This window comes from Streptomyces hamibioticus (assembly GCF_047946815.1).
Lineage (GTDB): Bacteria > Actinomycetota > Actinomycetes > Streptomycetales > Streptomycetaceae > Streptomyces.
Genome location: NZ_JBKKQY010000001.1, coordinates 2347803 through 2367413, shown reverse-complemented (window position 1 = coordinate 2367413; position 19611 = coordinate 2347803). Strand labels below are relative to the sequence as shown.

Genomic DNA, 19611 nt, shown 5'->3' with positions numbered 1-19611 from the left:
TGGTGGTGGTCAGCGCTGGGCTGCCCTGGTACTACGGATCAAGATCCAGGCGGCGCGGTCGTAGCGGGGGAACGTGGGCTGGCAGGAAGAAGTCGTCTCGGCGTTGGATGCCTGGGTGGCCCACGAGGGCGTGCCGGCGCGGGAGCCACGGTGGCGCCCCCTGGGGCGGGCGGTACGGGGCCGAAAGCCCGGTGAGTACGTCGTCGACGTGCGTGGCTCCGACTCCGGGACGGATCAGCTTCAGGGCGACAGCCTGAGACTGGCCGGGCCCGACGAGAGCGGTGTCGATGCCGGCCACTCCGTCCTCGACGTGTTCAAGGACGGTACCGCCTTGCGGGTGCGCGTTCCAGAGTTCGCGGACCCGGTTGACCCCCATCTGTGGATGAAACCGCAGCCCACTGGCTTCCTTGTCAAGGCGTTGAGAGAGGGCATGGCCACGCTCACCGACGCCCCGCTGGCTCACCTCATGGCCCGCGGCGAGGCGGGCACGGGTCGGCTCGCACCGACCGGGCCGCCGCAGGGCGTGCTCCTGTCGGCCCAGGAGCAGGCGTACCGCGCTTGCACGGGTGAGGGCCTGTGGCTGGTCTGGGGCCCGCCGGGCACCGGCAAGACCACGGTCCTCAAGCGGGCCATCGGTGATCTGATCGCGCGGGGCAAGCGGGTTCTGCTGGTCTCGGCCACCAACATCGCCGTGGACAACGCCCTGTGGGGCGTAGTGAAGGAGCGGCGGCACGCAGACGGGGAGATCGTCCGAGTGGGGCCGCCCCACCTACGAGAGGTTGCGGAGGACGCGAGCGTCTGTCTCACCCTGATGGTGCGTGAACGGCTGGCCGAAGCCGATGCACGGCGTCGCGCGGTCGCCGCTCAATTGGTCGAAGCCCGGGAGCGAGCACGTCAGTTGGAAGAGCTGGAGGGCAGCCTGACCGACTTCGATCCGGTGGCGTACGCGGCAGACCGCACGAGGCTCGGCGATCCCGCCCGTACACCTGAGGCCCTGAAGAGAGCTCGCGTCGAGACGCACCGCGACTCCCAGGCGGCAAGAGAGACGGTCACGCAGCTGGAAGAGGCGTACCAGGCCGCGGTTGAAGCAGTGAAGGCGACGGAACAGGCCCAAGCCGACTGGAAGTCCCACGACGAGCACCAGGCACACCTCGCCCGACTGCGGTCAGCGGTCACCGATCTGGAGACGAAGGCACTTCTGGCTGACAGCGAGCGTGCTGCGGCTCAGGAGTTTCTGGACGGACTTGAGCAGCTGAAAGGCTTCGCGAAGCGCCGGACAAGGCGGGACAGGGAAACGGCGCGGGCCAGTCTGGAGACGGCACGAACCGCGGCCCGGGAAGCCGAGAAGAAAGCGGCGGACGCTCGTTCCGTCCTGGCGCGCCAAGAGGCAGGCATCACAGGACGACTGGCGGAGATCCGCGCGCGGATCCCCTTCAGCAAGCAGGAGATCACGCTCCGGCAGGCGACCCTGCGCACGGTGGAGAACGACCTGGAACAGGCCCGACGAACCCACAGGACCACCGCCGCCCGCCTGGATCCCCTCGTCAGGGAACTCGGCATCTCGCAAGCGGCAGAGGACCGCGTCGCGGAGGCCGACCGCCTCGGCCATCCCAGGCGTCACGCTCTGGCGACCGCCCTCAAGCCTCAAGTCGTCGCGGATCAGGAGAGCCGTCCGGCCCTGGAACGCCGCCACCGCGAACTTCAGGAGGAGTACGACAAACTCGCCCGTGACGCCCAGGGCGAGATCATCCGGGGTGCGAAGCTCGTGGCCACCACGCTCGCCCGCTTCCGCACCACCAGAGCGGTGTTCGAGGGCGAGTACGACGTCGTCCTGGTCGATGAGGCCGGAGCCGCGACCCTGCCCGAAGTCCTCCTCGCGGTGGGCAAGGCGAAGACCACGGCCGTTCTGCTCGGAGACTTCATGCAGCTCGGCCCTGTCCTGCCGAAACTCGACGCCAGGAAACGGCCGGATGTCGCCCGCTGGATCCTGCGCGAGGTCTACGAACACTTCGGCATCGAGTCACCGGCCGCTGCCGTCAACCACCCCGGCTGTGTCGTCCTGGACGTCCAGCACCGCTTCGGCCACGACGTCATGAGCCTCGCGAACGCCCTCGCGTACGACGGCGTGCTGAAACCCGGCCCCGGCGTCGAACAACGCGCCGCGCGGCGCGCACCCGACGACGCCGAAATCGTGATCATCGATACCGACGGACTCCAGAGCCTCGCCCAGGCCCACCGCACGGGCCGCCGCAAGGGATGGTGGCCGTCCGGCGCCCTGCTGGCGCGCGCATTGATCGACCTGCACCGCGAGGACGGCGAGACGGCCGGAGTCGTCACGCCCTACCCAGTACAGGCGGAAGCCACCCTGGAGGCACTCCGTGACCACGAGTCGACAGACGGCCAGGTCGCCGAAGTCGGCACGGCACACCGCTTCCAGGGCCGTGAGTTCCCGGTGGTCGTCTTCGACACCGTGGAGGACGACTACGGCGACGGCCTCTGGATGTCCCAGGCAACTCGGGTCCCCGAGGCGACGACCTGGGCCCGCAACGGCGTACGCCTCTTCAACGTCGCCGTCACGCGCGTACAGACCAGGCTGTACGTCCTCGGAAGCCGCAGCCGCATCCTCGCCGCGGGCGAACAGACGGCCATGGGCATGCTCGCCGCACTCATCCGCGACCGGCGTGCCCGCTCGGTCCCCGCCACTCAGCTCATCGCGCCAGGCGGCCGGCCTGATCTCCCTCTCGGTCCGTTCGGCACCCGCCTCGCCGACGTTCTCTCGCGCCACGTGGAAGTCTCCGACGTCCACGACGAGATCTCCTTCTACGAGTCGTTCGCCGACCGCCTGGCCGAAGCCCGCACCTCCCTGTGGATCTGGTCCCCCTGGACCGCGAAACGCCTGCTCAGCCTGCTCCCGGTGCTGGAGGACGCGGTACGCAGAGGAGTCCGTGTGACGGTCTTCGTCCGCGACCCCTACGACACGGGACAGAAGAAACAGTCCCACTTGGTCAAGCAGCTGCGGGCCGTGGTTCCCACCGTCGTCTCCGTCAACGTCATGCACCAGAAGATCGTCGTCATCGACGAGCACACGGTTCTGCTGGGCAGCCTGAACACCCTCTCGCAGAGCCGCTCCCGTGAGGTGATGCTGACTATCAAGGGTGGCCACTTCGCCCGCAAGATCCTGACCCACGAACACGCGGAGGACTTCGCGAAACCGCCGCGGTGCGGTGCGTGCAAGGGAGACGACGTGGACCTGCGGCGTCGAGGCGACGGCTCCTGGTACTGGAGGTGTTTCAACCGGGCGTGCCCGGCACGGCAGGGCTCCCGGGCGTGGGAAGCGGCGGTGCGCTTCGGGTCGGAGTGTCGTCGCTGAACTCGAAGGTCGGCGCGGTCGGGGACTGGTCCGCGCGCCGCATCGAGGCCGCGACCGTCCCGGGCGGTGGAAGGAGAAGACCTCGCGGGAGCCGGCGTCGGGGTCGAGCCCGTTGACGAAGTCGTTCCGCGCCGGTCGTCGCGGAACAGAAGGCGAAGGGCCTTGCCTCCCGCCACACTACGAGCCCGTGCTCCGTCAGTACGCCGGCCGTATCGGTTCGTTTCGCTCGACGGCGCTGAGGCGGTCGTCCTCGCGTTTGGCCTCGATGACCCCGGCGATGCGGCCGTCCACGTACAGCACATAGTCCGCACGCCCGGTGGCCGGCGTGAACTCGCGGACCGCCTGTAGGTCGAGCTGATCCCGGCCCATCCAGCCGGGCGCTCGGGGCATGGAGTCGATGGTTTCGCGCGCCGGCACTTCGTTGAGCGGGGTGGGGCGCTGGCCGCGATGGATGACGGCCTGGCGTCGGCCGACTTCCATCTACCGCGGCTGCCTGCGGGCGGCGTCGTTCTTCGCCCGCCAGCCGTGTACGGGCCCGGGTGAGCCCCTGGCGGTGTCCTTCCAGGCCTCGCGCAGCTCGGCCAGTTCGGCGGGATCCGTGATGCCAGCCGTTGTCCCCGGATCGGTGGGCGGTACGAACTCGGCGACCGTCCGCCGCCCGTCGATGGCGTCGTGGAACCACAGCCCGAGTTCCGGTCGCGGCGCAACCGGTCGAAGTCGTCCCGAATCTCGGGGACGCGGACTCCGGCCCCTGGTGAGAGTCAACCGGTCGATCTGGCGCTCGCCCTCGAAAGTGCAACGGCTTGCTGCTCCGTGTGTTGATGGCAGTCCTGGACCGCGGGCAGGCAGGCTGACGCGGTGATGCCCCAGCGAAGGAGTCTCGCGGTCCCGCGTATGTCCCGCGAGAAAAGGTCCTGTACGGAGCTCCAAGAAGGCTGCGGTCGCCAGTGGCCATAAAAGCCCAGGTCAGAGATGATTTCCCGACGGCTGCCATCGAACGGGAAAGGGTGTGCGCCTTCGGCTTACAAAAAGCTCCTGACCTGCATTTCTGCTGGTCAGGAGCTTGATCCGGAGTGCCCCCGGCAGGATTCGAACCTGCGCACACGGCTCCGGAGGCCGTTGCTCTATCCCCTGAGCTACGGGGGCGTGTCGCTCGCGGCGACGGGTAGAACACTACCAGCTCTGTCGGGGTGGTCATGAACGGGTTTCCGCGGGTCGCCCGGTGCCCGGGCGTCAGGCGCGGCTGCGTGCGTCCCCCCCAGGGGGTGGAAGTGGGGAAAACCCGGACGCGGTGGCCGGTCCGGACCTACTCTCGAGTTGTGCCAGGCGTCTCGGGCCGGGTGCTTGTTGTGGACGACAACAAGGTCATCCGGCAGTTGATCAGGGTCAACCTCGAGCTGGAGGGCTTCGAGGTCGTGACCGCGGCCGATGGTGCCGAATGTCTGGATGTCGTGCATCAGGTGCGGCCCGACGTCGTCACCCTCGACGTGGTCATGCCCCGGCTCGACGGGCTCAGAACCGCCGCACGGCTGCGTGCCGACTCGCGGACGCGTCATCTTCCGCTCGCCATTATCAGTGCCTGTACGCAGTACGAGGTCGACGCCGGGATCGGTGCCGGGGCCGACGCCTTTCTTCCCAAGCCCTTCGAGCCCGCCGAGCTGGTCGATGTCGTGCGGCGGCTGGTCGAGCGGGGGGCGGCCGCGCGTGAGGACGGGGCCGTTCCCGCGTACGGCGGCAGCGGCATCGGCGTGCGTGGGGGCGACGGCGAGGCCGAGTCGGCCGCCCAGCCCGAGCGGGCCGGGTAACACAGCCCGGCGGGCCGGGTAACACGCCGAGCGGCGAGGCCACACGCCCGAGCGGGCCGGGTAGCGGTCGGCTCCGTGCGGCGTCGCCACTCCCTGCCGGCCCCGTCGGCGTCCACATCGCGGACCGTCGGTCAAACCCGTTCGCCTACCCGCCCCCCTCCTCCCATACGCTTGTCCCGTGACCCCCGTCGAGCTCTCGCGCACCGTGCTGCACGCAGTACGGCGTGCCGTCGATGCGGGGCAGCTCTGCGTGAGCGTGCCGGAGAGGGTCGCGGTCACCGTGCCCGGCCCCGGTGGCTGTGGCGACTACGCCACCAACGTGGCTCTGCAGCTCGCCCGCCCGGCCGGCCGGGCCCCCCGTGACGTGGCCGACATCCTCCGGCCTCACCTCGCCGGTACCGACGGCATCACCGACGTCGTCGTCACCGGGCCGGGGTTCCTCAACATCAGCCTCGACGACACCGCCCCCGTCGCCCTCGTCGCGGAGGTGCTGCGCCGCGGCAGCCGGTACGGGTTCGCCGACGCCGGCGCCGACGCCGCCCCTGACGGCGGATCCGAATCCGACGCCGCCCCCGACCCCGACGGCGGCTCCGACCCCGACGCCGACGCCGACGCCGACCCCGAATCCGAATCCGATGCCGTCCGGCGCGTCGTGCAGCTGCACGCCCCCCGTGAGATCCGCGCCGTCGTCGTCATGGACGCCGTCGCCCGCCTCCTCCGCTCCCAGGGCACCCTCGTCCGCACCAGTTGCGCGGCCCCGCCCCCGGAGGAGTGGACGGCCGTCCTCGGCGTCCACGTCGATGCCGCCGAGCGTCCCGGATGCCCACTCCCGCCCGACACCACCCCTCGCCCCACCTCCCGCACCCCCCGCCCCACCTCCCAGCGCCCGCTCCCCGCCACCGTCATCCGCCCCGTCCCCCCGCCCCCCACCGCCACCCCCCTCCGCCTCGGCCGCGACGCCGCCCGCTGGGCCTTGCTCCATCCCGCCGGGCACGACCGGCCCCGGATCGGGGACGAGCATCTGGTGCAGCGGGAGAGCAACCCTCTCTTCCGGGTCCGGTACGCCCACGCCCGTGCCCGCGCTCTTGTGCGCAACGCCGCCGATCTGGGGTTCGGCCCCGAGGCCGGCCCCGTGGGCCGTACGGCCGGCGCCGAGGAGCTGCTCGCGCTGCTCGCCGATCACCCCCGCGTCCTGGCCGCCGCAGCCGACCAGCACGCCCCCGACCGGCTCGCCCGGCACCTCGTCGCCGTCGCCGATGCCGCGCTGCCCTTCCTGCCGACCGTGCTGCCCCGCGGTGCGGAGAAACCCTCGGCCGCCCACCGTGCCCGGCTCGCGCTCGCCGAAGCCGCCGGGGCGGTGCTGGCCGGCGGCCTGTCCCTGCTCGGCATCGACGCACCAGACCACCTCTGAAGAGAGCACCCGGAGAAATGAGCCGTTCCGCACACCCCGCCGGGCCCCGGCACGCCGATGTCCTCCCCGAGGGGCACTACTCGGCCCCGCCCGCCGACCTCAACGCCCTCGACCCCAAGGTGTGGGCCCAGACCGTCGCGCGCGGCGCCGACGGTGTCGTCACCGTCGGCGGTATCCCCGTCACGACGCTCGCCGAGGAGTACGGCACCCCCGCCTACGTCCTCGACGAGACCGACTTCCGCGCCCGGGCCCGGGCCTGGCGTACCGCCTTCGGCAGCGATGCCGACGTCTTCTACGCCGGCAAGGCGTTCCTCTCCCGGGCCGTCGTGCGGTGGCTCGACGAGGAGGGGCTGAACCTCGACGTGTGCTCGGGGGGCGAGCTGGCCACCGCCCTGTCCGCCGGGATGCCCGCCGACCGCATCGCCTTCCACGGCAACAACAAGTCCGTCGAGGAGATCGAACGCGCCGTCCGCGCCGGGGTCGGGCGGATCGTGCTCGACTCCTTCCAGGAGATCGTGCGCGTCGCCCACATCGCGCAGGAACTGGGCAAGCGGCAGCGGGTGCAGATCCGTGTCACCGTGGGTGTCGAAGCTCACACGCACGAGTTCATCGCCACCGCGCACGAGGACCAGAAGTTCGGGATTCCGCTGGCCGGCGGGCAGGCGGCGGAGGCCGTGCGGCGGGCGCTGCGGCTGGACGGGCTGGAGCTCATCGGGATCCACTCCCACATCGGCTCGCAGATCTTCGACATGTCGGGCTTCGAGGTCGCCGCGCACCGGGTCGTGGGACTGCTCAAGGAGATCCGGGACGAGCACGGCGTCGAACTGCCCGAGATCGACCTCGGCGGCGGCCTGGGCATCGCGTACACCAGCGACGACGACCCGCGCGAGCCGCACGAGATCGCCAAGGCGCTGAACGAGATCGTCACCCGGGAGTGCGAGGCCGCCAAGCTCCGCACGCCCCGCATCTCCGTCGAGCCCGGGCGGGCGGTCGTCGGGCCCACCGCCTTCACGCTCTACGAGGTCGGCACCGTCAAGCCGCTCGACGGGCTGCGCACCTACGTCTCCGTCGACGGCGGCATGTCGGACAACATCCGCACCGCGCTGTACGACGCCGAGTACAGCGTCGCCCTCGTCTCCCGCGCCTCCGACGCCGAGCCGATGCTCGCCCGGGTCGTCGGCAAGCACTGCGAGAGCGGCGACATCGTGGTCAAGGACGCCTTCCTGCCCGCAGACCTGGCACCCGGTGACCTCATCGCCGTACCCGGCACCGGGGCGTACTGCCGGTCCATGGCCAGCAACTACAACCACGTGCTGCGCCCGCCCGTCGTCGCCGTGCGGGACGGCGAGGCGCGGGTCGTCGTCCGCCGGGAGACCGAGGAGGATCTGCTGCGCCTCGATGTCGGATGAGCGCCCGGCAGGGCGGGCGGCGGAAGATCTCCTGTCCGGCGCCCGTACGAAAATGAAATGAACGTCTCACAATCCGGACCAAACGCAGAAAATCCCGTCCGGTGAGTGAGACTGGTCCAACCGCAGACGGTAAGAGGAAACGAGGTCGGATGATGCGTACGCGTCCGCTGAAGGTGGCGCTGCTGGGCTGTGGAGTGGTCGGCTCAGAGGTGGCGCGCATCATGACGACGCACGCCGACGACCTCGCCGCCCGGATCGGGGCCCCCGTGGAGCTCGCGGGGGTGGCCGTCCGCCGGCCCGACAGGGTGCGCGAGGGCATCGACCCGGCCCTCGTCACCACCGACGCCACCGCCCTGGTCAAACGCGGCGACCTCGATGTCGTCGTCGAGGTCATCGGCGGCATCGAGCCCGCCCGGACGCTGATCACGACCGCCTTCGAGCACGGCGCCTCCGTCGTCTCCGCCAACAAGGCACTGCTCGCCCAGGACGGCGCCGCCCTGTACGCCGCCGCCGAGGAGCACGACAAGGACCTCTACTACGAGGCCGCCGTCGCCGGCGCCATCCCGCTGATCCGCCCGCTGCGCGAGTCCCTCGCCGGCGACAAGGTCAACCGGGTGCTCGGCATCGTCAACGGCACCACCAACTTCATCCTCGACAAGATGGACTCGACGGGTGCCGGCTATCAGGAGGCCCTCGACGAGGCAACGGCCCTGGGGTACGCGGAGGCCGACCCCACCGCCGACGTCGAGGGCTTCGACGCCGCCGCCAAGGCCGCCATCCTCGCCGGGATCGCCTTCCACACGCGCGTGCGCCTCGACGACGTCCACCGCGAAGGCATGACCGAGGTGACCGCCGCCGACTTCGCCTCCGCCAGGGAGATGGGCTGCACCATCAAGCTGCTCGCCATCTGCGAGCGGGCCGCGGACGGGGCGTCGGTCACCGCGCGGGTGCACCCGGCGATGATCCCGCTCGGCCATCCGCTGGCCAACGTCCGCGGTGCCTACAACGCCGTGTTCGTGGAGTCGGACGCGGCCGGGCAGCTGATGTTCTACGGCCCGGGCGCCGGCGGCTCGCCGACCGCCTCCGCGGTCCTCGGCGACCTCGTCGCCGTGTGCCGCAACCGGCTCAGCGGAGCCCGCGGCCCCGGCGAGTCCGCCTACGCCGCCCTGCCCGTCTCGCCGATGGGCGACGTCGTCACGCGCTACCACATCAGCCTCGACGTCGCCGACAAGCCGGGCGTGCTCGCCCAGGTCGCGACCGTCTTCGCCGAGCACGGAGTCTCGATCGATACGGTTCGCCAGCAGGGTAAGGACGGCGAGGCGTCCCTCGTCGTCGTCACGCACCGCGCGTCCGACGCCGCTCTCGGCGGCACCGTCGAGGCGCTGCGCAAGCTCGACACCGTGCGGGGTGTCGCCAGCATCATGCGGGTTGAAGGAGAGAACCAGCAATGACCCACCAGTGGCGCGGAATCATCGAGGAGTACCGGGACAGGCTGCCGGTCTCCGACAGCACGCCGGTCGTGACGCTCCGCGAGGGCGGCACGCCCCTCGTGCCCGCGCAGGTGCTCTCCGAGCGCACGGGTTGCGAGGTCCACCTGAAGGTGGAGGGTGCGAACCCGACCGGGTCCTTCAAGGACCGCGGCATGACCATGGCCATCAGCAAGGCCAAGGAGGAGGGGGCGAAGGCCGTCATCTGCGCCTCCACCGGCAACACCTCCGCCTCCGCCGCCGCGTACGGCGTGCGGGCCGGCATGGTCTCCGCCGTGCTGGTGCCGCAGGGCAAGATCGCGCTCGGCAAGATGGGCCAGGCGCTCGTGCACGGGGCGAAGATCCTCCAGGTCGACGGCAACTTCGACGACTGCCTCACGCTCGCCCGCGGACTCAGCGACAACTACCCCGTGGCGCTGGTGAATTCCGTCAACCCGGTACGCATCGAGGGGCAGAAGACCGCCGCCTTCGAGATCGTCGACATGCTCGGCGACGCGCCCGACATCCACGTCCTGCCGGTGGGCAACGCGGGCAACATCACCGCGTACTGGAAGGGGTACCAGGAGTACGCCGCCGACGGTGTCGCGACGAGGCGGCCCCGCATGTGGGGCTTCCAGGCCTCCGGCAGCGCCCCGATCGTGCGCGGCGAGGTCGTCAAGGACCCGTCGACCATCGCCACCGCCATCCGCATCGGCAACCCGGCCTCCTGGTCGTACGCCCTGGCGGCGCGGGACGAGTCGGGCGGCGCCATCGACGAGGTGACGGACCGTGAGATCCTGCGCGCCTACCGGCTGTTGGCCTCGCAGGAGGGCGTCTTCGTCGAGCCCGCCTCCGCGGCCTCCGTCGCCGGTCTGCTGAAGGCCGCCGAGCAGGGCAAGGTCGACCCGGGCCAGAGGATCGTGTGCACCGTCACCGGCAACGGTCTGAAGGACCCCGACTGGGCCGTCGCCGGCGCCCCGCAGCCGGTCACCGTCCCGGTCGACGCGGCCGCCGCGGCGGAGCGGCTCGGCCTGGTGTGACGCCCGGGCGGGCGCCCGGCCACGCCGCCCGCCCGCCCGGCGTATGCAAGGCGTAAGAGGACGCTTACCTGGGGAAGTTCCCCATGGGGGGTGCATAGGGGGCTTACGACACGCATCGTGCGCCTCCTGTGCGCCCTATGTCGCCACAGAACCTTCCTTCGATAGGCTGTACCGAACCCGCCCGCGCATATGCCTCCGCTCGGGGCGTGGGCCGCGTCGTCACCGCGGTCGGCGAGCGGCGGGACCCGGTCGCCCGTTCGGCAGGAGCGGCGACCCCGGGGTTCTCGTACGTCATCGGATGTTCATCGAAAGTCATTCGACCATCACGCAGCTCAAGGAGAGTCAACGAGCGATGGCCGGTCCAGCGTTCCGCGCCGCCGCCGTCCGGGTGCGCGTCCCCGCCACCAGCGCCAATCTCGGCCCGGGCTTCGACGCCCTGGGCCTGGCGCTGGGCTTGTACGACGACGTGGTCGTCCGGGTGGCCGACTCCGGGCTGCACATCGACATCGCGGGGGAGGGCAGCGAGACGCTGCCCCGTGACGAGAAGCATCTGCTCGTACGCTCCCTGCGCACCGCCTTCGACGCCCTCGGCGGCCAGCCGCGCGGCCTGGAGATCGTCTGCGCCAACCGCATTCCGCACGGCCGGGGCCTCGGCTCCTCCTCCGCCGCCATCTGCGCCGGGATCGTGGCCGCCCGCGCGGTGACCATAGGCGGTGAGGCCCGTTTCGACGACGCCGCGCTGCTCGACCTGGCCACCGAGATCGAGGGCCACCCCGACAACGTCGCGGCCTGCCTGCTGGGCGGCTTCACCCTGTCCTGGATGGAGGGCGGCGCCGCCCGCGCGATCAGGATGGAGCCCACCGATTCCATCGTTCCGGTGGTTTTCGTGCCCGGAAAACCGGTACTGACAGAGACGGCCCGCGGCCTGCTGCCGCGCACCGTGCCGCACGTCGACGCCGCCGTCAACGCGGGCCGCGCCGCCCTGCTCGTCGAGGCCCTGACCCGGCGCCCCGAACTGCTGCTGCCGGCCACCGAGGACCGCCTCCACCAGGAGTACCGCGCGCCCGCCATGCCGGAGAGCGCGGCGCTCGTGGAGCGGCTGCGGGGCGACGGGGTGCCCGCGGTCATCTCCGGAGCCGGGCCGACGGTCATGGCGCTCGCCGACGCGGGCACCGCCGACAAGGTCGAGGCGCTGGCGGGCGCGGACTGGGCGGCGAACCGGCTGAGCCTGGACCTGCAGGGCGCGAGCGTGCTGCCACTGGCGACCTGACACGGTTGCCGGATTTCGAGAGGGGGAATGTTTGTTGGATCCGGTAGTGTTAACCTCAAGTCTGCACCCGACCCCACCATGGCGAGGTGCCTCGTGTCCCCGTCCGGGACAGACATTCTTCCGGGAGCCCCCCAAACCGCCTTGTGTGGTGAACGCCGTACGCGGGCAGTGCGGCACACATCGACACTGAGCGGTTCACCGGCGGGGGTACCCCCTCTGGGGGAGCTCCGGAACCGGTGCGACCACGCCGCGTGACGCAGACACTGGGTGTCACGGCCAGGGGAAGCACCATCACCAGATATCTCTTCCGCCGCTTAGGCGGACCACCGCCCCGGCACGGTTCACACAGCAAGGACCGAAGCCGGACAGCACAACCGGTCGCCGAGCCAGACAGGCCGACGTCCGCTCCAGGGAAGGACCCTTCGTGAGCGACACCACCGATCTGATGGGCGCACGTGTCGAGGAGACCGCTGCAGCGCCCGCCACGGACGCCTCCGCGCCTGCCACCGGTGCCGGCTCCCGGCGGCGCCGCGGTACCGGCCTCGAGGGCATGGTGCTGGCCGAGCTGCAACAGGTCGCATCCGGCCTCGGCATCAGGGGCACCGCGCGCATGCGCAAGAGCCAGCTGATCGAGGTCATCAAGGAGGCGCAGGCCGCCGGGGGCGGCTCCCAGGCCGCTTCCGGCACCGGAGGAGCTCCCGCCAAGTCCGCGGACGACGCCGCCGAGACCAAGCCGAAGCGCCGCGCCACCTCCCGGACCCGTACGGGCGACGAGGCCGCCGCCGAGAAGGCGCAGAAGGCCCCCAAGGGCGACAAGGCCGCCAAGGCCGAGAAGACGGCCGACAAGGCCGCCGAGGCCCCCGCCGAGCAGGCCGGTTCCCAGCAGCAGATCGAGATCCCGGGCCAGCCCGCCGGGCGCGCCGCCCGCGCGAACGAGGCCGAGCGCGCCTCGGACGACGCCTCCTCCGAGCGCCGCCGTCGCCGTGCCACCTCCGACGCCGGCAGCCCGGCCGCCGCCGAGACGGCCGCCGCCGAGGCCAAGGGCGAGCCGAAGGGCGAGGCGTCCGCACAGCAGCAGACGCAGTCCCAGCAGCAGGGCCAGGGCGACGCCCGGTCCGACGGCGGGGAGGGCGGCGAGGGCCGCCGTCGCGACCGCCGCGGCCGGGACCGCGACCGCCGCAACAAGGGCGACGACCAGCAGCAGAACCAGGGCGGCGGCCAGCAGGGCCGGCAGCAGGGCGGCGGCCGCCAGGACGACGGCTACGACGACGACGGCGGCGGCCGGCGCGGCCGGCGCGGGCGCTACCGCGACCGCCGTGGCCGCCGTGGCCGCGACGAGGTGTCCGAGCCGCAGATCACCGAGGACGACGTCCTGATCCCGGTCGCGGGCATCCTCGACATCCTCGACAACTACGCGTTCATCCGCACCTCCGGCTACCTGCCGGGCCCGAACGACGTGTACGTCTCGCTCGCCCAGGTCCGCAAGAACGGCCTGCGCAAGGGCGACCACATCACCGGCGCGGTCCGCCAGCCCAAGGAGGGCGAGCGCCGCGAGAAGTTCAACGCGCTGGTGCGCCTGGACTCCGTCAACGGCATGGCGCCCGAACACGGCCGCGGCCGCCCGGAGTTCAACAAGCTGACGCCGCTGTACCCGCAGGACCGCCTCCGCCTGGAGACGGACCCCGGCGTCCTCACCACCCGCATCATCGACCTGGTCTCGCCCATCGGCAAGGGCCAGCGCGGTCTGATCGTGGCCCCGCCGAAGACCGGCAAGACCATGATCATGCAGGCGGTCGCCAACGCGATCACCCACAACAACCCCGAGTGCCACCTGATGGTCGTCCTCGTCGACGAGCGTCCGGAAGAGGTCACCGACATGCAGCGGTCGGTCAAGGGCGAGGTCATCTCCTCGACCTTCGACCGCCCGGCCGAGGACCACACCACGGTCGCCGAGCTGGCCATCGAGCGCGCCAAGCGCCTGGTGGAGCTGGGGCACGACGTGGTCGTCCTGCTCGACTCGATCACCCGCCTGGGCCGCGCGTACAACCTCGCCGCCCCGGCCTCCGGCCGCATCCTGTCCGGTGGTGTCGACTCGACCGCCCTGTACCCGCCGAAGCGCTTCTTCGGTGCGGCCCGCAACATCGAGGACGGCGGTTCGCTGACCATCCTCGCCACCGCGCTGGTGGACACCGGGTCCCGCATGGACGAGGTGATCTTCGAGGAGTTCAAGGGCACCGGCAACATGGAGCTCAAGCTCGACCGGAAGCTCGCCGACAAGCGCATCTTCCCGGCGGTGGACGTCGACGCGTCCGGTACCCGCAAGGAAGAGATCCTGCTCGGCAACGAGGAACTGGCCGTGGTCTGGAAGCTGCGCCGGGTGCTGCACGCGCTCGACCAGCAGCAGGCGATCGAGCTGCTCCTCGACAAGATGAAGCAGACCAAGTCGAACGTCGAGTTCCTGATGCAGATCCAGAAGACGACGCCGACGCCGGGCAACGGCGACTGACGTCCGCGTACAGCGCCGTACACCGCACAGGACGTACAGCGCGCAGGGCGTACGCCGCGTACACCACAGGGCCGCCCCGTCACACCGGTGACGGGGCGGCCCTGTGTCGCGATCTTCGCCACACGCACGCGTGTCGCGGGCCGTGGCCGCCGGCGTGCCGGCCACGGCCGAAGCCGCAGGTGACCGCGGTGATCCCGGCAGCACCGATGACGTTCCGTACGCGAAGGGGCACAACCCGGACACAGGGTGCCGTGCAACCCTTTCCCGACTTCCGCCGTCTGAGCCAGGGAGGGACGATGGTGTGGTACCGGCCGAAAACGGCCGGAGCCGACCGAGCCCGACCCCGAGCACAGGGGGTACCCGACCGGAACGAGAACCGAGGAGCACATGTCTGCCGAGAGCACGCCGGAGCCCGGCATACCCGGGGCGTCCCCCGCCCCGGGACCGCGCCGCCGGGGCAAGGGACGCCGCCGCAAGCCGCGCAGCGGGCGCAGCAAGGGCCTGCTGGTGGCGGCCTGGACCGCCGCGGGCATCGTGGTGCTGGGCGGCACCGGAGCCGGCTTCGTGTACTTCAAGCTCAACGGCAACCTGAAGAGCGTCGACATCGACCAGGTGCTCGGCACCGACCGCCCGGCCAAGGCGGACAACGGCTCGGAGAACATCCTCGTCCTCGGCTCGGACACCCGCTCCGGCGGCAACGAGGAGCTGGGCGGCGGCACCGACGACGGCGGCGCCCGCTCCGACACGGCGATGATCGTGCACGTCCACCAGGGCCACAAGAAGGCCACCGTCGTCTCCATCCCCCGCGACACCCTCATCGACCGGCCCGAGTGCACCGACGCCGACGGCACGGAGCATCCCGCCGCCGACGACGTGATGTTCAACTCCGCGTACTCCACCGGTGGCGCCCCGTGCGCGGTGAAGACCGTCGAGTCCCTCAGCGGCCTGCGCATGGACCACTACCTGGAGGTCGACTTCCAGGGCTTCCAGCAGCTCATCGACGTTCTCGGCGGTGTCCGGGTGACCACCACCGAGAACATCAAGGACCCCGACAGCCACCTCGACCTGAAGGCCGGCACCCACCGGCTGACCGGCGAGCAGGCCCTCGGCCTGGTCCGCACCCGGCACGGCGTCGGCGACGGCTCTGACCTGGGCCGGATCCAGCTCCAGCAGGCCTTCGTCAAGGCCCTGGTGCACCAGGTCAAGGACATCGGCCTGCTCGGCAACCCCAAGAAGCTGTACGACATCGCCGACACCGCCACCAAGACGGTGACCACCGACTCCGACCTCGACTCGGTGAACTCCCTGATGTCCTTCGCGACCGGCCTGAAGGGCATCGACCCCGCCGGCATGCACATGATCACGATGCCGGTCGTGTACGACCCGGCGGACCCCAACCGGGTCCTGCTGGAGGAGGCCAAGGCACAGCAGGTCTGGACGGCCCTGAAGAACGACAGGCCGATCCCGGAGAGCGCCACCGAGGGAACGGCGACGGGTGAGGCCAAGGATGTGGTGAGCGCCCCGTAGGGGCGGGGGAATAGATGACCGCGGCCCCCGGTTTTGGGAGAAGACGCCAGTCCTGGCAGACTGGTACGTCGGCTCCGGTTCACGCTCCCGCATCCCGCGGCTGCGACCCGGCGCCCTCCCGAAACCTAGGAGACACCTTGAAGCGCGACATCCACCCCGCGTACGTCGAGACGCAGGTCAGCTGCACCTGCGGCGCGTCGTTCACCACCCGCAGCACCATCGAGTCCGGCACCGTCCGGGCCGAGGTCTGCTCCGAGTGCCACCCGTTCTACACGGGCAAGCAGAAGATCCTCGACACCGGTGGCCGTGTGGCCCGCTTCGAGGCCCGCTTCGGCAAGGCCGCCGGCTCCAAGAAGTAGCGAGCACCGAACCGCCGGTCCACGGCCGCGCCCCCGCTGCGGGGCGCGCCGGGACCGGCGTTTTTGGTCGTTCGCCTTCCCCCTTCACCGCAGTACACAGGAGCCCAAGATGTTCGAGGCCGTCGAGGAACTCGTCGCCGAGCACGCCGACCTGGAGAAGAAGCTCGCCGACCCGTCGGTCCACGCCGACCAGGCCAACGCGCGCAAGCTGAACAAGCGCTACGCCGAACTCACCCCGATCATCGCCACGTACCGCTCCTGGAAGCAGACGGGCGACGACATCGGGACCGCGCGCGAACTGGCCGCCGACGACCCCGACTTCGCCGCAGAGGTCAAGGAGCTGGAGCAGCAGCGCGAGGAGCTGACCGAGAAGCTGCGCCTGCTCCTCGTCCCGCGCGACCCCAGCGACGACAAGGACGTCATCCTCGAGATCAAGGCGGGCGCGGGCGGCGACGAGTCGGCACTCTTCGCCGGCGACCTGCTGCGCATGTACCTGCGGTACGCCGAGCGGATCGGCTGGAAGACCGAGATCATCGACGCCACCGAGTCCGAGCTGGGCGGCTACAAGGACGTCCAGGTCGCCGTGAAGACCAAGGGCGGCCAGGGCGCCACCGAGCCCGGGCAGGGCGTGTGGGCGCGGCTGAAGTACGAGGGCGGCGTGCACCGCGTGCAGCGCGTCCCCGCCACCGAGTCCCAGGGCCGGATCCACACCTCCGCGGCCGGCGTGCTGGTCACGCCGGAGGCCGAGGAGATCGACGTCGAGATCAACCCCAACGACCTGCGCATCGACGTCTACCGGTCGTCGGGCCCCGGCGGCCAGTCCGTCAACACCACCGACTCCGCCGTGCGCATCACGCACATCCCGACCGGGGTCGTGGCCTCCTGCCAGAACGAGAAGAGCCAGCTGCAGAACAAGGAGCAGGCACTGCGTATCCTGCGCTCCAGGCTGCTCGCCATGGCGCAGGAGGAGGCGGAGAGGGAGGCCGCCGACGCCCGCCGCAGCCAGGTCCGCACCGTCGACCGCTCCGAGAAGATCCGTACGTACAACTTCCCGGAGAACCGCATCTCGGACCACCGCATCGGCTTCAAGGCGTACAACCTGGACCAGGTTCTGGACGGCGACCTCGACGCGGTGATCCAGGCCTGTGTCGACGCGGACTCGGCCGCCAAGCTCGCAGCCGCGTAACTCACGTACGAGTACTTCCGGAGGACCAGCGTGAACCTGCTGCTCTTGGAGGTGGCCCAGGCCACCCAGCGGCTGGCCGACGCCGGCGTGCCCTCGCCGCGCACCGACGCGGAGGAGCTCGCCGCGTTCGTGCACGGCGTCAAGCGCGGGGAGCTGCACTCCGTGAAGGACTCCGACTTCGACGCCCGGTACTGGGAGGTCGTCGCCCGCCGCGAGGCCCGAGAGCCGCTCCAGCACATCACCGGACGCGCCTACTTCCGCTACCTGGAGCTCCAGGTCGGCCCCGGCGTCTTCGTGCCCCGGCCGGAGACGGAGTCGGTGGTCGGCTGGGCCATAGACGCCGTACGCGCCATGGACGTCGTCGAGCCCTGCATCGTCGACCTGTGCACCGGCTCGGGCGCCATCGCGCTCGCCCTCGCCCAGGAGGTGCCGCGCTCGCGCGTGTACGCCGTGGAGCTGTCCGAGGACGCCCTGCGCTGGACCCGCAAGAACATGGAGGGGTCCAGGGTCGAGCTGCGCCAGGGCGACGCCCTGACGGCCTTCCCGGACCTCGACGGCCAGGTCGACCTGGTCATCTCCAACCCGCCGTACATCCCGCTCACCGAGTGGGAGTACGTCGCCCCGGAGGCCCGGGACCACGACCCGCAGATGGCCCTGTTCTCCGGCGAGGACGGCCTCGACCTGATCCGCGGCCTGGAGCGCACCGCGCACCGGCTGCTGCGCCCCGGCGGACTGGTCGTCGTCGAGCACGCCGACACCCAGGGCGGCCAGGTGCCCTGGATCTTCACCGAGGAGCGGGGCTGGGCCGACGCGGCCGACCACCCCGACCTCAACAACCGCCCGCGGTTCGCGACCGCCCGCAAGGCGCTGCCGTGAGCCCGCACCCCACTTCGACCCCGCAGCACGTGTACGAGGAGGCCCGCTAGACATGGCACGGCGATACGACACCAACGACGCGACCGACCGCGTGACCGGTCTGCGCGAGGCCGCGTCCGCAGTGCGCCGTGGCGAACTCGTGGTGCTGCCCACGGACACGGTGTACGGCATCGGCGCCGACGCGTTCTCGGCGGAGGCCGTCGGCGACCTGCTGGAGGCCAAGGGCCGGGGCCGCAACATGCCCAGCCCCGTCCTGATCGGCTCCCCGAACACGCTGCACGGGCTGGTCACCGACTTCTCCGAGCAGGCCTGGGAGCTGGTCGACGCCTTCTGGCCGGGTGCCCTCACGCTGGTCGCCAAGCACCAGCCGTCGCTCCAGTGGGACCTCGGGGAGACCCGCGGCACGGTCGCGGTGCGGATGCCGCTGCACCCCGTCGCCATCGAGCTGCTCACCGACGTCGGCCCGATGGCGGTGTCGTCGGCCAACCTCACCGGCCACCCGGCGCCGGAGGACTGCGACGCCGCCCAGGCGATGCTCGGCGACTCCGTCTCCGTCTACCTCGACGGCGGCCCCACCCCCGGCATCGTCCCGTCGTCCATCGTGGACGTCACCCGCGAGGTGCCCGTGCTGCTGCGCGCGGGTGCGCTGTCCGCGGAGGAGCTGCGGAAGGTCGTACCCGACCTCGAGGTGGCGAATTGACGGCCCCTGAAGCGGGGCGCGGCATAGGCAGCGGGGCACGTGCGGCCGAGGAGACGACCACGTTCGGCTTCCCGCGGGACAGCTTCCGCATCCTCCACGTCAGCACCGGCAACGTGTGCCGCTCGCCCATCACCGAGCGGCTGACCCGGCATTTCGTGCACGAGCGGCTCGGTGTGCTGGGCGGCCCCCTCATCGTGGAGAGCGCGGGCACCTGGGGCCACGAGGGCGCGCCGATGGAGGCCAACGCCGAGACGGTGCTGGCGGAGTTCGGCGCGGACACCTCCGGCTTCGTGGGGCGCGAGCTGCTGGACGAGCACGTGATCCGCGCGGACCTGGTGCTGACGGCGACCCGGGACCACCGGGCCCAGGTCATCTCCATGGGCCACTCGGCGGGGCTGCGGACCTTCACCCTGAAGGAGTTCACCCGGCTGGTGAACGCCATCGACCCGGCGACCCTGCCACCGCTGGAGGAGGGCGTGGTCGCGCGTGCGCGCGCGCTGGTGCGGGCGGCGGCGGCGCTGCGCGGGTGGCTGCTGGCGCCCACGGCGGAGGCGGACGAGGTGTACGACCCGTACGGGGCGCCGCTGACGTTCTTCCGGTCGATCGGGGACGAGATACACCAGGCGCTGGATCCGGTGGTGACGGCGCTGACGGGGGTCGCGGCGCGGGCGTAGGCGGACGTCGGG

The 19611-nt window shown here is 71.3% G+C and carries 15 protein-coding genes and 1 tRNA gene; 14 read left to right on the top strand and 2 right to left on the bottom strand.

The window, feature by feature from the left end; genetic code table 11:
• The first annotated feature begins 73 nt into the window (after nucleotides 1–73).
• Entirely contained in the window at nucleotides 74–3370 is a 3297-nt protein-coding gene (locus ACLGIH_RS10430) for an AAA domain-containing protein (protein ID WP_416524954.1), read from the top strand.
• Nucleotides 3371–3565: 195 nt separating this feature from the next.
• Here ACLGIH_RS10430 and ACLGIH_RS10425 read toward each other — a convergent pair whose 3' ends face one another.
• Entirely contained in the window at nucleotides 3566–3850 is a 285-nt protein-coding gene (locus ACLGIH_RS10425) for a hypothetical protein (protein ID WP_416524953.1), read from the bottom strand.
• 594 nt (nucleotides 3851–4444) lie between these two features.
• Nucleotides 4445–4516, bottom strand: a tRNA-Arg gene (locus ACLGIH_RS10420).
• A gap of 173 nt (nucleotides 4517–4689) precedes the next feature.
• Between ACLGIH_RS10420 and ACLGIH_RS10415 the strand changes: the two genes are divergently transcribed.
• The 13 genes from ACLGIH_RS10415 (at nucleotide 4690) to ACLGIH_RS10355 (ending at nucleotide 19599) form a co-directional block, all read left to right on the top strand.
• Nucleotides 4690–5175, top strand: a complete 486-nt coding sequence (locus ACLGIH_RS10415) for a response regulator (RefSeq protein WP_416524952.1) — start codon at nucleotides 4690–4692, stop codon at nucleotides 5173–5175.
• Nucleotides 5176–5353: 178 nt separating this feature from the next.
• Entirely contained in the window at nucleotides 5354–6586 is a 1233-nt protein-coding gene (gene nrtL, locus ACLGIH_RS10410; RefSeq protein WP_416524951.1) for an ArgS-related anticodon-binding protein NrtL, read from the top strand.
• Nucleotides 6587–6603: 17 nt separating this feature from the next.
• On the top strand, nucleotides 6604–7995 hold the full coding sequence (gene lysA / locus ACLGIH_RS10405; RefSeq protein ID WP_416524950.1) for a diaminopimelate decarboxylase: 1392 nt from the start codon (nucleotides 6604–6606) through the stop codon (nucleotides 7993–7995).
• Between the two features lie 152 nt (nucleotides 7996–8147).
• On the top strand, nucleotides 8148–9446 hold the full coding sequence (locus ACLGIH_RS10400) for a homoserine dehydrogenase (RefSeq protein WP_416529334.1): 1299 nt from the start codon (nucleotides 8148–8150) through the stop codon (nucleotides 9444–9446).
• Nucleotides 9443–10501, top strand: coding sequence for a threonine synthase (gene thrC, locus ACLGIH_RS10395; RefSeq protein WP_416524949.1), 1059 nt, complete (start codon nucleotides 9443–9445; stop codon nucleotides 10499–10501). The genes ACLGIH_RS10400 and thrC overlap by 4 nt, the downstream gene beginning before the upstream one ends.
• Before the next feature lie 352 nt (nucleotides 10502–10853).
• Complete coding sequence (gene thrB, locus ACLGIH_RS10390) at nucleotides 10854–11771, top strand: homoserine kinase (protein ID WP_416524948.1); 918 nt, start codon at nucleotides 10854–10856, stop codon at nucleotides 11769–11771.
• A 424-nt stretch (nucleotides 11772–12195) separates the two neighbouring features.
• Complete coding sequence (gene rho / locus ACLGIH_RS10385) at nucleotides 12196–14277, top strand: transcription termination factor Rho (protein ID WP_416524947.1); 2082 nt, start codon at nucleotides 12196–12198, stop codon at nucleotides 14275–14277.
• Nucleotides 14278–14664: 387 nt separating this feature from the next.
• Nucleotides 14665–15804: an LCP family protein gene (locus ACLGIH_RS10380; protein ID WP_416524946.1), complete on the top strand. Its 1140-nt coding sequence runs from the start codon at nucleotides 14665–14667 to the stop codon at nucleotides 15802–15804.
• Nucleotides 15805–15941: 137 nt separating this feature from the next.
• The gene (gene rpmE / locus ACLGIH_RS10375) at nucleotides 15942–16163 is read left to right on the top strand and encodes a 50S ribosomal protein L31 (protein ID WP_007499053.1); all 222 of its coding nucleotides are present in this window, start codon (nucleotides 15942–15944) and stop codon (nucleotides 16161–16163) included.
• 109 nt (nucleotides 16164–16272) lie between these two features.
• Nucleotides 16273–17349, top strand: coding sequence for a peptide chain release factor 1 (gene prfA / locus ACLGIH_RS10370; RefSeq protein ID WP_416524945.1), 1077 nt, complete (start codon nucleotides 16273–16275; stop codon nucleotides 17347–17349).
• A 30-nt stretch (nucleotides 17350–17379) separates the two neighbouring features.
• Nucleotides 17380–18225, top strand: a complete 846-nt coding sequence (gene prmC / locus ACLGIH_RS10365; protein WP_416524944.1) for a peptide chain release factor N(5)-glutamine methyltransferase — start codon at nucleotides 17380–17382, stop codon at nucleotides 18223–18225.
• A 52-nt stretch (nucleotides 18226–18277) separates the two neighbouring features.
• Nucleotides 18278–18925: an L-threonylcarbamoyladenylate synthase gene (locus ACLGIH_RS10360; RefSeq protein WP_416524943.1), complete on the top strand. Its 648-nt coding sequence runs from the start codon at nucleotides 18278–18280 to the stop codon at nucleotides 18923–18925.
• Nucleotides 18922–19599: an arsenate reductase/protein-tyrosine-phosphatase family protein gene (locus ACLGIH_RS10355; protein ID WP_416524942.1), complete on the top strand. Its 678-nt coding sequence runs from the start codon at nucleotides 18922–18924 to the stop codon at nucleotides 19597–19599. The genes ACLGIH_RS10360 and ACLGIH_RS10355 overlap by 4 nt, the downstream gene beginning before the upstream one ends.
• Nucleotides 19600–19611 lie beyond the last annotated feature (12 nt).

Bases quoted from the DNA above. Each gene is read 5' to 3' on its own strand.
- ACLGIH_RS10425 (WP_416524953.1), bottom strand. From the start codon at position 3,850: ATGGAAGTCGGCCGACGCCAGGCCGTCATCCATCGCGGCCAGCGCCCC.
- lysA (WP_416524950.1), top strand. From the start codon at position 6,604: ATGAGCCGTTCCGCACACCCCGCCGGGCCCCGGCACGCCGATGTCCTC.
- ACLGIH_RS10400 (WP_416529334.1), top strand. From the start codon at position 8,148: ATGCGTACGCGTCCGCTGAAGGTGGCGCTGCTGGGCTGTGGAGTGGTC.
- thrC (WP_416524949.1), top strand. From the start codon at position 9,443: ATGACCCACCAGTGGCGCGGAATCATCGAGGAGTACCGGGACAGGCTG.
- thrB (WP_416524948.1), top strand. From the start codon at position 10,854: ATGGCCGGTCCAGCGTTCCGCGCCGCCGCCGTCCGGGTGCGCGTCCCC.
- ACLGIH_RS10380 (WP_416524946.1), top strand. From the start codon at position 14,665: ATGTCTGCCGAGAGCACGCCGGAGCCCGGCATACCCGGGGCGTCCCCC.
- prfA (WP_416524945.1), top strand. From the start codon at position 16,273: ATGTTCGAGGCCGTCGAGGAACTCGTCGCCGAGCACGCCGACCTGGAG.
- ACLGIH_RS10360 (WP_416524943.1), top strand. From the start codon at position 18,278: ATGGCACGGCGATACGACACCAACGACGCGACCGACCGCGTGACCGGT.